The organism is Chloroflexota bacterium (assembly GCA_014360825.1).
In the GTDB taxonomy this organism is placed as follows: domain Bacteria; phylum Chloroflexota; class Anaerolineae; order UBA2200; family JACIWT01; genus JACIWT01.
The window spans coordinates 1-13,512 of record JACIWT010000017.1; the positions used below are offsets into that span (position 1 = coordinate 1).

16 protein-coding genes and 1 tRNA gene are annotated in these 13,512 nt (G+C 56.9%); 8 read left to right on the forward strand and 9 right to left on the reverse strand.

Features of this window, described 5'->3' with window-relative positions:
* Positions 1-42 precede the first annotated feature (42 nt).
* A tRNA-Leu gene (locus tag H5T64_10485) sits at positions 43-125 on the forward strand.
* 211 nt (positions 126-336) lie between these two features.
* Positions 337-1,305, forward strand: a complete 969-nt coding sequence (locus H5T64_10490) for a tyrosine-type recombinase/integrase (GenBank protein MBC7264763.1) — start codon at positions 337-339, stop codon at positions 1,303-1,305.
* Here H5T64_10490 and H5T64_10495 read toward each other — a convergent pair.
* The 8 genes from H5T64_10495 to H5T64_10530 form a co-directional block, all read right to left on the reverse strand.
* On the reverse strand, positions 1,294-2,349 hold the full coding sequence (locus tag H5T64_10495; GenBank protein ID MBC7264764.1) for a tyrosine-type recombinase/integrase: 1,056 nt from the start codon (positions 2,347-2,349) through the stop codon (positions 1,294-1,296). The genes H5T64_10490 and H5T64_10495 overlap by 12 nt on opposite strands.
* 44 nt (positions 2,350-2,393) lie before the next feature.
* Positions 2,394-3,155, reverse strand: a complete 762-nt coding sequence (locus H5T64_10500) for a replication-relaxation family protein (GenBank protein ID MBC7264765.1) — start codon at positions 3,153-3,155, stop codon at positions 2,394-2,396.
* The gene (locus H5T64_10505) at positions 3,109-5,307 is read right to left on the reverse strand and encodes an ATP-binding protein (GenBank protein MBC7264766.1); all 2,199 of its coding nucleotides are present in this window, start codon (positions 5,305-5,307) and stop codon (positions 3,109-3,111) included. The genes H5T64_10500 and H5T64_10505 overlap by 47 nt, the downstream gene beginning before the upstream one ends.
* Before the next feature lie 157 nt (positions 5,308-5,464).
* Positions 5,465-5,893: a hypothetical protein gene (locus H5T64_10510; protein MBC7264767.1), complete on the reverse strand. Its 429-nt coding sequence runs from the start codon at positions 5,891-5,893 to the stop codon at positions 5,465-5,467.
* A 32-nt stretch (positions 5,894-5,925) separates the two neighbouring features.
* A complete protein-coding gene (locus H5T64_10515) occupies positions 5,926-6,414 on the reverse strand; it encodes a hypothetical protein (protein ID MBC7264768.1) in 489 nt (162 codons plus the stop codon).
* Positions 6,415-6,416: 2 nt separating this feature from the next.
* Positions 6,417-7,109 carry a hypothetical protein gene (locus tag H5T64_10520; protein ID MBC7264769.1) on the reverse strand — a complete coding sequence of 231 codons (693 nt, stop codon included), beginning with the start codon at positions 7,107-7,109 and terminating at the stop codon, positions 6,417-6,419.
* Positions 7,103-7,321, reverse strand: coding sequence for a hypothetical protein (locus H5T64_10525; protein ID MBC7264770.1), 219 nt, complete (start codon positions 7,319-7,321; stop codon positions 7,103-7,105). The genes H5T64_10520 and H5T64_10525 overlap by 7 nt, the downstream gene beginning before the upstream one ends.
* Before the next feature lie 360 nt (positions 7,322-7,681).
* Complete coding sequence (locus H5T64_10530) at positions 7,682-8,284, reverse strand: hypothetical protein (protein MBC7264771.1); 603 nt, start codon at positions 8,282-8,284, stop codon at positions 7,682-7,684.
* A 753-nt stretch (positions 8,285-9,037) separates the two neighbouring features.
* On the opposite strand from H5T64_10530, the gene H5T64_10535 reads away from it, so the two are divergent.
* The 6 genes from H5T64_10535 to H5T64_10560 all read left to right on the forward strand — a co-directional run bounded on the left by H5T64_10535 (position 9,038) and on the right by H5T64_10560 (position 12,889).
* Positions 9,038-9,985, forward strand: coding sequence for a sigma-70 family RNA polymerase sigma factor (locus H5T64_10535; protein MBC7264772.1), 948 nt, complete (start codon positions 9,038-9,040; stop codon positions 9,983-9,985).
* 243 nt (positions 9,986-10,228) lie between these two features.
* Entirely contained in the window at positions 10,229-11,095 is an 867-nt protein-coding gene (locus H5T64_10540) for an AAA family ATPase (GenBank protein ID MBC7264773.1), read from the forward strand.
* On the forward strand, positions 11,073-11,504 hold the full coding sequence (locus tag H5T64_10545) for a hypothetical protein (GenBank protein MBC7264774.1): 432 nt from the start codon (positions 11,073-11,075) through the stop codon (positions 11,502-11,504). The genes H5T64_10540 and H5T64_10545 overlap by 23 nt, the downstream gene beginning before the upstream one ends.
* A gap of 1 nt (position 11,505) precedes the next feature.
* Positions 11,506-11,865, forward strand: a complete 360-nt coding sequence (locus H5T64_10550) for a helix-turn-helix domain-containing protein (GenBank protein MBC7264775.1) — start codon at positions 11,506-11,508, stop codon at positions 11,863-11,865.
* 18 nt (positions 11,866-11,883) lie between these two features.
* Entirely contained in the window at positions 11,884-12,219 is a 336-nt protein-coding gene (locus H5T64_10555; GenBank protein MBC7264776.1) for a hypothetical protein, read from the forward strand.
* A complete protein-coding gene (locus H5T64_10560) occupies positions 12,188-12,889 on the forward strand; it encodes a hypothetical protein (protein ID MBC7264777.1) in 702 nt (233 codons plus the stop codon). The genes H5T64_10555 and H5T64_10560 overlap by 32 nt, the downstream gene beginning before the upstream one ends.
* A gap of 266 nt (positions 12,890-13,155) precedes the next feature.
* Here the strand turns inward: H5T64_10560 and H5T64_10565 are convergent, their stop codons facing one another.
* Positions 13,156-13,335: a helix-turn-helix domain-containing protein gene (locus H5T64_10565; protein ID MBC7264778.1), complete on the reverse strand. Its 180-nt coding sequence runs from the start codon at positions 13,333-13,335 to the stop codon at positions 13,156-13,158.
* Between the last annotated feature and the right edge of the window lie 177 nt (positions 13,336-13,512).

Sequence of the window (13,512 nt, forward strand, 5' to 3'; positions counted from 1 at the left end):
GTATGTTTTTGGGGCTGGTAGCGAGGCTGCTCTTTTCATTTTGGGGCGGTGGCGAAACGGCAGACGCTGCGGACTTAAAATCCGCTGGAGGCAACTCCATGAGGGTTCGAATCCCTCCCGCCCCATTGAAACACAATATGTTGTAGATTCTGGCTGATCTTACCTATATCTGGTGGTCTCAGGCTCTCCTATCGCAGGAGAGCCTTTTCTTTTGCCTCCAAAAGTCCTGCGGACTTGCGCAAAGACAAAGCAGCAAAACTCCTGCGGATTCTCTTCAGGACTCCTGCGGACTTCGAGAATCCGCACTCTCTAAGGAATTGATATGGAGGTAACACAATGGCTGGAAATACCGATCTGACTACCCTTATCGAGGGATTTCGTCTCTTTTGCTTGGCTGAGGGCAAGCAAGTCACCACTATGCGCTGGTATATGGGAAAGCTTAAGGTTTTCGTGAACTACCTCCAGGCCCAGAACTTGCCAACCAGCGCTACTGAAATCACCACTACCCACCTGCGAGCTTTCCTCGTCCACCTGAGGGAGAACGTTAAGGCTGATGAGAACAATCCCATGAAACCAACACAAGACAAGCAACTCTCCCCTAAAACCATACAAGGCTATGCCCGCACACTGAAGGTTTTCTTCTCGTGGCTCGCTCGGGAAGGCTACCTCCGTGATGATTTGGGAAGGTTGCTTAAGATCCCCAGCGCACCAAAGGTGATCGTTGAAACCCTGAGCGACTCACAGATCAAGCAGCTGTTGTCAACCGTTGATTGCAGGACCCCGAGGGGATTCAGAGATTACTGCATCATCCTGGTCCTTCTGGACACCGGAGTCAGGCTGTCGGAGCTAGTCAACCTTCAGCTCAAAGACCTCGACCTGGAAAGAGGAGTCTTCAAGGTGATGGGGAAAGGTGCCAAAGAAAGGCTGGTACCCTTCGGCGCAAAAGTCAAGACGGCACTCTGGAAATACGTTCACAAGTTCCGACCCGAGCCATTCCATCCGAACATCGGCAATCTGTTCCTTCAATCCAACGGCCAACCCCTGACCTCTGATCAAGTATACCGGCTAATCAGGAATTACGCTCGCACGGCAGGAATTGAGGGTGTAAGATGCTCGCCGCATACGCTCCGCCATACTTTCGCTAAGAACTTCCTCATAAACGGTGGTGACCTGTTCACTTTGCAGAAGATCCTGGGTCACTCCAGCCTGGATGTCGTGAGAATATATGTGGAGCTGACCTCTGAAGAGGTGCAGGTTCAACACCGGCGATACAGCCCGGTGGACTGGCTGAAATTAAAGGTCTGAGCAGGTAGCCAGTCTGGCCCTGAAAACATCCATTGGGCTGTATTTCCACTGTTGGGCGAGGAGATCCTTCGTGTCGAGATTGACATAGAGTTTCACTACTTCTAGGCTGGAGTGACCAAGGATGCGCTGCAGGGTAAGCAGATCTCCTCCATTAAGGAGAAAGTTTCGGGCGAAGGTGTGCCTACAGGTGTGGGGGCCCAGCCGCTTTCCGTGGATCCCCGCTTCCCTGCACGCCTGGGCGATGATCTTATAGACGTAGTCAGACGTTAACGGGTATCCGGCCCTGGTCAGAAAGACATTATCAATGCTGCTCAGGGCGGGCGTCGGCCTGTACCTGTGCACATAGTCGAGTAGCGTCCTGCAACTACTTCTGCCCAGAGGAACTATGCGCTCCTTGTTGCCCTTACCGAGGACCTTGAAATATCCACCGTCTATACAGAGGTTCTTCATTTGCAGATTGACCAGTTCAGAGACACGCACACCGGTATCCAGGAGTACGTGCAGCATGGCGTAGTTCCGCTTCCCTTGGGCGGTAGGTTTTCTTATCGTGGTCAGAAGCCTGCTCACCTCCTGATCGGTGAAGAATGGCATCGCCACGGTCGCTATCTTCGGCGTCTTGATGTGCCTCATCGGATTGTCAGTCAGGAGACCTTCCATGACCGCCCAAGAGAAGAAAGCCTTCAGCGTTTTCACATAGCCGGCCACTGTGTGCGAAGACAATGCTCTGTCTCCGGTACAGCGTCGTGGGTTATTCTCGCCGACCTTGACCTGGGTTTGTAAGTGATGAACAAACCGCCTGATCTCCTGCACAGTGATTTCCTCCACCCGCGCGGATTGGCCTTGGTTTCTCAGAAAGACCAAGAAGTACTCCAACTTCTGCCGATACCAGCGTATCGTCCTCGGGCTTTTGCCCTCGATCTGACAACAAAGAAGATAGTTTCTGACCAGTGTTTCGACGGAATTGCCCGCCCTTGAGAGGCTTACTGCCCAGGCGCCTTCAGCCCGCACCCGAACCCCAGGACGCACTCTTTGAACCTTGCCCATCTTAGAAAACCATCCGCAATTGAACCTCTCGCGAGGTGAGACTCTCAATCCACAAATCTCATGCGCTGCTCTTCACCTGGCCTGCGCCAGATCGGCCCCAGGACATCCCCGTGAACCAGATCTCGAGCCGTCACCAGGACCGTGGGCAGAGAGGGGAACTCACCCCTACCAAGCCTTCTGGCCATCCAATCCACCATCTTCTTCTCCCTTCGCTCATCCGGAGCCACAATTAGGAGCCGTGGCCGGAGCTCCATTTCCCCAACATGGTTATGATAACCTCGTACTAGGTAGTACGCTTCATAGACCTGTAGTTTCTCAGCGAAGCGCGTCATGCTCTCCGTCCCCCGATCCCACTCCAGAAAAAAGGAACCCTCCTCCGTTCCCAGAGCCCACAGACAATAGGCGTCCGGGCTCAGGACGAGACGCTTTCCACGATGCGTGAATGCATAGCGCACTTCACCTTCCCCGAGCCACACCAATGCCCTCCCTCCCCTGCTCTCAAGGCCCTCTTTTATGGCAATGTAGAAATCCACTACTTCTAGCCCATGGCAGAGGCCAGCAATGCTCTCCACCCTGCGACCTCTTGCACCCGGGCCAACAACCTTTTTACGGCCCTCATTGAAAGCCAGAAGGGCACCCCTTCCCGGCTGATAGACGTAAGGCCCTGAACCCTGGGTCACGGGCAGCCGCAGGCGGGTCAGGTAACCCCTTTCTGTCAGGATTCTCAGGCGTCGGCAGGCGGCTTGCACCGAGGCCAGCTCACCATCTTTCCGGAAGTAGAGCCTTTGGATCTGCTCCCGAATCATCTGCCCATGCCGGACTACCGCCCGGATGATCTCCTGATCCCGGGAAGTGGGAGGCAATGTCCTGCCGGCGCCGCTTCTCCGGTTCCTCATATCTCCCCTCCTTCTCTCCCAACACAATCGCTTCCTCTACCACATGGCGAGGTAGAGCGTACTTCTCCCTGCTCCTCTGGACCAACATCTCCACCTGGTCCCTAGCCTGGTATCTGGAAGGCGGGGGCGGGGTGCGGGCCCAGAAGGCAGGCAATTTGACCCCCTCCTGCATCAATTGCGCGTAGATCTCGTACCTCCCCAGAGAGCGGATCTCATCGGCGCTTAGCTCCTGGGTATTGAAGTGCCGCTCCAAGTAGACCGCCTCGTCCCGCTCGCCCATTTGGAAGCAGATGACGTTCCCCACGTTGGCAAAGATCGCCTCCCTGGTCTCTTTCGGCTTCAACTGTCCCAGACGCTGGGCAGCCAGGATGAGCCCCAGACCAAACTTCCTCACCTGGTCTGCCATCTCCCCCACCGTGCGAGAGATGAACCAGGAGCACTCGTCCATGATCAGGAAGTGTAGGGCCCTTTCCGATTCCGGCGTGTCCTCTCTGGAAAGAGCAGTCTGCCGAAAGAGCAAAGTCAGTAGCGAGCCCAGGAACTGGGCGTTGTTGACCCCGATCCCGGCCAGGTCAAACAGGAGAATGTTGCTTTTGTCCATCACGTGGCGGATGTTGATCGCCGATTTCCTTTGCCCCACGATGTTCCTAATGAAAGGCGTTCCCAGAAAGCGCTGCAGCCGGTGCAAGGTAGGGGCCACCTTCTGCTCCCTGATCCCCTCCCGGAAAGCAGATAATTGCTCGAGGAAGCGCCTGGTCTCGGCGTTGCTCACCCTGGGCAGGATGGATTGGCGATAGAGGTCGTCGTCCAGGATCCTGGCCATGTCTACCAGGGTGCCCCCGATCTCGAGAGCCGCGTAGGCCGTGTGTCTGAGTACCATATCCAGGACCGGCCCCCAGTACTCCGTCCCATAGATGCGGCGGCAGATCTCCACCAGTTCGTCCACGACCAGGAATTCGAAGCCCGGCCTGGCAGTCAGGAAGTTAAGGCCCACCGGGTGGGCCACATCGGCGAAGCGCACCACGATCACATCTTCGAGCCTGTGGTCAGGGAGGCTGCCCAGAAGGGAGGGCACCAGGCTGCCGTGAGGATCCATCACACTCACCCCAAAGCCCAGGGCTACCAGGTCCAGGGCAATGTTGAGCAGGAGGGTTGACTTCCCAGTCCCGGTGGACCCGAAGAGGACCAGATGCCTCAGGAGATCCTGTGGAGCCAGACGTATTTCCTTCTCCTGCCCATTCAGCGAAACAAACCCCACCCGTACACCCTTCGTGGCCAGTCTCGTCAAGGGCGGCAGCCTCCTGGCCCCGCTGAACTCCAGGTATCGATTGCGTACTTTCTCCGGCGAGGGGATGTGATACAGTGCGGTCAGCTCGTCCAGGGTGAGAAGGGAAGGGTTCAGGCGAAGGAGAGGCCAGTGCCTCGAGCGCATGGCTCGCAGAGCACTTCCGGAGTTCACCTTGATCCTGGTGGGCCTGAGGGCATTCTCCGCCCCAAACTGGCCGAAGGCAGCGATCATGTTCCCCAAGCGGTTGCGAGCCTGGCGGGTGGTCCCAGCCCAGGCCATCAGCCGCAGGATAGCTTGGAAGCATATGCCCTCCATGCTCGGTGCCAGGGCCGGGCGCACCAGGATCTGGATCATCGCCCCATCGCCGGGTGAAAGGTCCGAGATGCTGGCCAGAACCCCGGCCATCGGATCGGCTTCGCTGTCCTTCAAGATCCTCAAAGGCCTGTCCCGGCTCATACCTAGCACCAGCTCCGCAGAGGCGAACTCCGCTGGTTCTGAGCCCGCTTCCTCGGTGGGTTGGATTTCTACATCCGGGAAGTGGGCTTTGATTTGCTCCACCGCCATTTCGCCTACAGCTGGGTAGGGCACCCAGATTTGAAACTGAATTCTACCAGACTCTCCTCTGATCTCCAGGGAGATGTGTTCCTGCAGTCCAAACAGGCGGCGGATGATAGACTTAGGCAGTGCCTGCCAAAAGGCAGCCAGCCACCTGCTGGAGGCGGAGAGGTCATGAACGGTATTCTTCGATGGCACGATCTTCAGGATCTGGTACATTTCTTTGCCCCAGGATCAAAATGCGACCAAAACATATAACGTCGTGACGGGACAGAGCCGTTTTTCAGCCTGGATTGGGCCCTTTTTCTGTTGAAACGAGCTCAACAGCGATTTGAACAGCGATTTCAATACCAACAACCCCATTATATCACGTGGCCTAGGACCCGGAGAGGTGCCCTTTCTCATACTCGTAAGCCAGTGCTCCCACAACTACGCCTAAGACAAATACCAGGGCTAAGGCAATTATAGAGCCTTGTTTGGTTGGGATCGCCGGGGCGAGGCATCGCGAGAGGAGCCAGGCCATCGCACGTAAGACCCCGTATCCTAGAACCCAGAGCAAGCCGCCAAGCAGGGCATAGCCAGCCCGGCCGAGGGGTGACGCGGTCGGGCCCCATTTCTTCCCACCCGGCCACCCACCAGCCAGCCTTCCGATCAGCTCTCGACTCATCCCCAGGCACAGGGGCCCGATCACGCCAAACAGCACAAAGGCAACGGTCGTGATGAAGACAGACGCCAGGATAGCCCCCAGGCGAAAGCACGCTCTGGCAACCCATCGACCCAGTCCGAAAAGGCACCCGCTCCCCATGACGGCCTCTCACAAGATCAGGTACCTAGTTGTCACGAAGAAGCCAGGCCATAAAGCATGGCCAGCGCGGCCGCGACGCAGAGGCAGATGATCACGATCCACAGCACGATGTTGACCACGATGATAGCCAACTCGAGGGCCATCACGAACCCATTAGCAGCGCCGATGACCACCTCAAAGAAGGCTACCCAGTGGTACTGGGCTCTACCTGCTGACAAGCCCCTAGTAGCCACTAGTAGGACCAGATACATCACCAGACTGGCCAGGTTGAGGGTCGCCAGGAAAGGGCTGCACTGATACAGGGCCCACAGGATCTGTCCAAATTGGTCGCCCAACACCAGGAAGAAGTCAGATGTGAAGACAGGCACTATCGATGGCAGGACCAGGATCAGCAGCAAGCCGGCCAGGATGGTCGGACCAGCCAGGATCGTCGCTCTGCGCAGGTGGTGATCGATGGGCGCCCGCCACGACTCGTAGGCTGTCGCCCGCGACAGAAAGCCAGCCAAGTTCACGCTCTGCATGGTCACTCCTCCTCTCCGTAGCGCCAATGGGCCAAGTAGAACCAGTAGGCTGTCTCACCTTCCTCCACAGGCCTGCCGGGAGCAACAACGGCCCCTAACAGGATCGGGTCGAGCGTCAGGCACGCTGCTCCCAAAGCCATCAATGCTGGCGCAACTGCCACCGCCCCCGCGGCTACTGCTGCACTCACCACTGCCGAAGCCGCCAGCGGCGCGGCGGCCAACCCCCAGGTCACTCGGGCGGCTGTCCCAAGCCAACCAGAAAGGCGTGCAACTGGCTTGGGTGTCGAGGGCATGAGAACCTCTGCCGTCACTCCTCCCTCACGGATTCTCCCCTTCTCTACCTCGTGAGCTACGTATAGAGCATCGAACTCCACTCCTGCCTTCTGCATGGCCCGCAGGTGTCTCAAGATCCGTTTGGGAACGGGGAAACCATCTCGGTCGTGGAACAAGGGATCTTCTGCCAGGTTCACCAGTACCCAGTCGCGGTACTCACCACAGTACACGCGATGGCCGCTGAAGAGCGGCATCGTCCCAAGTTGGAGCACGGGAAGATCTGCCTCCAGGCTGAGTGCCACGACCGACCTGGCGCGCTCATAAAGAGCTGGGTCGACTGGCGGGCGCGGGATCAATCCCCTGACTTGTCCGCCTTCCTCCGTCTGCAGAAACAATGGTCCTAAACGAACTTCCATTAGCATAGCTCACCTCCCACTTCCTCGTCATCAAGAGGGTCCTCACGTGCCAGCCCTGAATGTCTGCCACCCTTTTCGTGCTCGGACGGTGTGCCACCGATGAATAGGTCAGAGAACCGACACCCGTCCGGATGGTAGAGCCGCAGGATGAGCCAGGGACCCTGTTTCCTTAAACTCATCTTCGCGATGCTGATAGCCCGTCTGCCTTTACTATTCATGTGCTACCCTCCTCACGATTTCCTCCCGAAAGACAGGCACCGTGCAATGGATCTCCCAGTGACTCCACTTCTTCGCTTCTATCTCTGCCCTCCTTCCCGTACTCCAACTGCACCCTTCGGGTCGGCCTCCCCAAGTAGAAAAACTGGCGAGCACCGGTGAGCCTGCCCGCCAGTCAGTTGACAACGAGAGGAAAGAAGCGTATGATATAGATGGTGAGATGACTGCTCCTGCGGCGGGACTCTCACCGTAAGACGCCTGGGTGCGAGCCGGGCGTCTTTTCTCTTTTCACCTATATCCTATCCGAAAGGCCAGCCGTGTCAAGGCCTCACCCCTTGACTTCCTGCATTTCCATGGTGATATCAGCCCTTCATGGGCAAAAAGCGATCCAATTCTTCGACCAGTGGCTCCAAAGCATCGTCATAATAGGTCAGATGCGGCTTCTTGAAAAGGTCCATTAAATCCACCCTCTTGCCTCGGTCGGCCAGATAGTGCTCCGCTCTGCTGACCGCCAGGCTCAAGAGCGACAGGCCAAAGGTCCCGCTCAGAAGCTGTAGCCAGCTGCTTCCCCTCTGAGCCGCAAGGAGTGACAGGCCCCTGGTGACCCATTTCCTGATCGTTCTCTTATCTCGGCCGTAGTCCGCGGCCAGCTCCGCGAGCCTCGCCCCGCCGAGCCACCGCTCCGCCAGTTTGCCCAGCCGGAAACCAGAGGCTCTCAGATGATGGTAGGCCGTAATCGCCAGGTAACTGAACCGCTTCCCACACACCGTGCATCTCAAGCGAGGAACCCTCGTTCCATAGGCACGGCTGTAACCGTCACGCACGAAATTGCCTTTGCCCTCCACTCCGAAGGCCGCACACGCCCTGTTAGGGCACCAGCACTTCATGAGATCGATGTACCTGATCCGGGCCAAGAATTCGCGAAACAGTGCCTCATCAAACACCTCATCCTCGCGGTTGCCCATTATCCCTCCCCGCAACAACCCTTAGGCCCAGGAGCGTGGCTATGACAAAGTGCCAAAACGATCGCGCTGTCTTCTCTCCAAGACGCTCTCATGCGCTCCATTCCCTCTTCGCTACTTTACGTCCCTTTTTCGGCTCCGCGTCGGTTCGCAGCGATAGATATCATGGCCGTTCCTGACCAATATCCACATGGCCTGACTGCTACATCGCTTCCAGACCCACAAGACGAGGAAAACAGCTGCGGCACTGAACTGAAAGGTTGCGTTTTCCATCGCAGCTCTCTTTTCCGACTTGGTCAAGCATACGAACCAGCGCAAGTCCAGGACCACCACAAAATGGCGTCCCTGGGCCTTTCTAAGGCCCCAGAAAGCCTTTTCGGTGGCGGGAGGACATCATGATCCCCATCCCTTCTGCCCCTGAGCTCTCCGAGGCCTGGGCAATCGCCCCGTTCACGAGTTATAACAAGTCCTGTCACCATCCCCTGGGTCAGCATCACTTCGTCCATCAACCGACGCTTTCGCTCTATCTTATCCGCTTCGATTGGCCCTGGCTTGCCCGGCAGGTTGAACTTGGGTATACTTTCAGGTGTGCCCACCGAGCTTCTCATATTATATCGTCGTAGGTGGAAACGAAAACTCACGCCACTGCGCAAGAATCTCGCCGAAAACGTGCTTTCACCAAGCTTCAAGTCGGCATCGTCACGCTCTGTCCACTAAGTCTTGCGCAGGCCAGATAACCAGTGTGACTTGGACCCCATGGCTGAAGAAAAGTCCGACCGGCTACTGTTTGAAGCGATTCAATACGGCTCACCGCCTGAGCGCAAGGCGGCCGAGGAGGCCCTCCACAGCAGGTATAAGGATGTGGTGCGTAGGCATATCAGGCGCAACGTGCCCCCACCTGACGCCGTTGACTTGGAGCAAACCGTCTGGATGGAGGTCATCCAAGGGGCCCGCAAGGTCCGACTGCGGTTCGAGAGTGCCGCGCCGTGGATACTGGGGATAGCCCGCAAGAAAGTGGCGGAATTCTATCGCCGTCCAAAACCACCTACCTCGTCGCTCCAAGAGGGCATGGCAAGCGAGGGCCGCATCGCTGAGCCGCTGGAAGAGCGGGAGAATATCCTGGAATTGCGCATGGCTTGGCGAGCCCTCACCCCGGAGCAGCGCTTAGTGGTTTTCCTGGCCGACATCGTGGGAGCCCCCCTCTCCGAGGTGGCGCGATGGGTCGGTCGTTCCGAACAGGCCATCTACGAGATGCACAGACGGGCTAAGGAGGCCATCCGTTCCCTCCTGTGGGATATCCAACAGGGACACGAGCCCCAATCCCAGTGGCTGGCGCCATCCTCCCACACCTACGTAGTCATCGATCTACACCCGGCGCTCGGTCTGGGGGAACTCCAATTTCTGGCTGAAGGCACTGGCGTGGAGCCCGACCTGTTGTTGGATTCTTTCGAGTTTGGGATGGCCCTCTACGTGGAACGGACACCGGAGTATCTGGAGGCAGTAGACCGCCACTTCGCACTTTTTCACCTCGTTCTCCTCTCCCGGGAGGGGCTGGAGGAGTATTTGGCAGGCACGGGCGAAGGTTGTGATGCCTATGTATTCCAGATGACCCTGGAAGACGATTGCCTTACCCCTGACCCCCGTTATCAGGCCCTCAAGATGCGCGCCGGCTGGCGCTTGCGGCCCACCGAGGGGCCCGAGTAAGGCCACAGTTTCCTGACCCTTTCCCATCCACGGACCGTGCGGGGTAGTGTAAACCACCGGGAATCCAAGACTCTGCCAAAACGCGTCCGCGGGCTCTCGCAAGGCCCTCTGGAGCCCTGGTCAGCGCAATCCCTGTCTCCTCCGTCCGCTGCCTTTCCCAAGACGTTGAGAATTGCCTCTTGACAAGTTATAAGAACTATTGTTATCATCGATTGTAGTTAGCAGAACTCTGTCTGTAAAACTATGCCTTTGCCCTATCTCACCTACTTCGATCTCAAGGAAGAACCATTCAGCACGGTCCCCTCCCCCAGATATCTCTTTCTCACCCCGGTCCACGCCACCGCCCTGGGCAAGACCGAGTTCATCGTCGAGGCCAAGAAGGGCCTGACCGTCATCTTCGGAGAGACCGGCATGGGCAAGTCCAGCCTCGCTCGGCTCCTGCACCAGAAGTTCCTCGACCGAGGCTTTAATTCGGTGCTGTTGACCAATCCCAACTATCCCACTCCTAATGCGCTCCTGCGCACCATCATCCAGGAATTCCGGCTTCCCAGGACAGCCCGGGCCTATAAGGACAACCTGGATCTTTTCAAGGCCTACCTCTACGATCAAGCATTGGAGAAAAGGAAAACTATCGTCCTCATCCTGGACGAGGCTCAAAGTCTACGCTTTCCCCTCCTGGAGTTGCTCAGACAGTTGATCAATTACGAGACCAACGAGCAGAAGCTCCTGCAGCTGGTGCTCTTTGCCCAGGATGAGCTCAGGCTGAAGCTGGCCCACCCGCGAGGCAAGAGTTTCCGCAGCCGCATCGCCATGGCCTCCACACTGGACCGGCTGGCCCCAGAGGAGATCGAGAAGATGATCGATTTCCGCTGGCAGGTGGCCAGTGGCGGGAACGCACACCCCTTCGAATTAGGGGCTTTACGAATGATCTTTGAGCATTCGCAAGGCATCCCCAGAGAGGCCAATATCTTGGCCGACAATTCCCTCCTTCTGGCCTACCTCAGGAAGGTCAGGAGGATCACCCAGAAACTGGTTGAGGAGGCAGCCAGGGAGCGCCATGAGACCATCGGCTCTGGGAAGGAGAAAGATGAGAAACGACCCATTCGCTGAACTAAGTGGCCTGGATCAGAAGCTCTTCACCGCCCCTCCGAAGGCGGACGAGAAGGGCGTGAGCGGCCGTTCAAAGCAACGAACAGACGAACGTCCGGACGTCCGGAACAAAAGACGGACGTCCGTCGGAAAGGAAGAAGAAACTTCCCAACGTCCGGCCCAACCAACGGTGGAACGTCTGACCGAACGGCGGCCCTACGATTTCTACCGGGATCAGGTGCTCTGGCTGAATAAGACCAAGGTGGAGATCCAGGAGAAGTACGGCCAGCGAGTCACCGCCAACGCCATGGTCCAGCTGGCAGTGGATCTTTTGATGCAAGATTACAAACGGCGGAAGGAACGTTCGAAGCTTGTGACCGAACTCGTTTTCAACCAATCGACGGAGCAACGTCCGTCCGGAGGGACGTGAAATGCAAAGCCTGAAGGAGATTCTGGAGAAGCACACTATCGTCATCGAGGACCCTCTGCTGCGCAAAGGGTTCACCATCGTGCCCAACCTGCTCTTCCTTTTCAAGGGGTTGTCACATGGGGCCCGCTTGACCTACGTCCTGCTCCTGAAATATGCCTGGCAGGAGGGCAGTTGCTTCCCAGGGATCGACCGGCTGGCTGCGGAGTTGGGAGTGGAACGCAAGTCGGTGATGAGGTACACCAGAGAATTGCGGGAGAAAGGGTTGATTAGCATCAGGCGCAGGGGTCTGGGGAAGACCAACGTCTATCACATCACTAAGCTTAGGGAAGAAGTTATCTCAAAGCTGAAGTCCCATGCGTAGGACTTCTGGAAGTCCCATATGTGGTACATCCGGAAGTCCGACTGGTGGGACCCTAAGAATACACAGATGAAGAAGACACAGAAGGAAGAATACTCAGCGTTAACGCAGATGAAAATGACGGGCGAGAAAGATCCAGCCCATATAAGGTATTTAGTCGAACAGATCCTAGAGGTATGCCGGGATACGAGGAGTACTCGCTTCTACAGCCAGGTGGCCAGAGCCTTGCCCGATGAGGTGATCTTTCGTTTCTTATCGGAGATTAAGGATGACAAGACGATCGAGAATAGGGGAGCGGTGTTCACCTCGAAGGTGAAGCGGTATCTTGAGAAAGAAAGAGATGAAATCCGCAGCTAACTCTTTGCCAGCTCAATATGCCAATAGAGCCCTGCAGCGGGTTCTTCCATTTCTGACCAGCGAGTGGTTTGGGATGCTGCTTAAGGCCTGCAGGGTGATCAAGCAGCACTTGGGTCGGGAGTTGCAGGAGGGAATGTACGAGATTGTGGATTACGACTCTACCCTTGAATTGAAGGATAGGCGAGGGAGGGTGGCAACCTTGGAGCGGCAACAGAGGGTGCGCTTCCTTCAGGATAACATTATCGCTTACCAGGATCAGGCTTGGGGTGATGGCGAACTTTTCGCGGCCTACAAATGCAGCCCCGGGGTTCCCGTGGATCGCTACCGCGACGGCTTCAAATGGAAGGTGCTCATCTCCCTGCGGGAGACCAAACAGCGAGGCGAAGTCACAGAATTCCATTTACGCAGAAAGATCCGCAACGGGTTCACCAAGCCCAATGAATGGTTGCAAACGGAACTGAGTCACAGAACCCGTCACCTGCGCATTCGTATCATCTTTCCCAGAGGTCGACCCTGCCAGCGAGCGCTGCTCATAGAACGCAACCGAAACCGGACCAGCGAACTGGGGCCAGACCATTTCAGCGCCCTAGTGGATGGCCGTCAGATGCTTTCGTGGGAGACGGATCGGCCCAGGATCAATGAACTCTACACCATAAGGTGGCAGTGGTAGCGAGGCAGAGGAGAACGGAGGAGCGATGGGTACCTCGGACCCATCGCTCCTCCTTGCACTCAGCTTCCTTGTCCACCACCAACCATTTGTCACCCCCCAACAAGAGATTAGCGCCCGAGCAGTCAGACCGGTCACCACGGACTGTGAGCAAGGACACCGACGATAAGGCATCAACAGTGGTAAGCCTGATGCCAGGCGAAGACAGCGCTTATATCGGCCTGGATTATAATCGATAACGCTCATAATGTCAAATCAATGTACTAGCCTCACCTATCTTTAGGTCTTGGCTTGGGGCCGGGACGGACACCACGCGCTTTGTACTCTCTGACAGCCTGCTCAGTGGTCACCCAGTTCCGACCGATCTTCTGTCCCCAGATCGTCCCCCGTCGCACCAGATAACGCAGGTGAGAGGGAGACAAACCGGAGATTCTGGCTGCCTCTGACAAGGAGAGCAGGCGCCTTGCGGCCTCTTCCAGGTAGTCGTGCTTCGTCTGGTCACCATCCTTGAGTAGTAATGGGCTGGTTTTGAGTTTGGTCTGGCTAGCGTCTATTTTATCCCATCTTCTGCTACTCAGGTAGTTCCTTGTGTCAAGGACCCGCTGCGAATTCCCCGCCGTATTGGG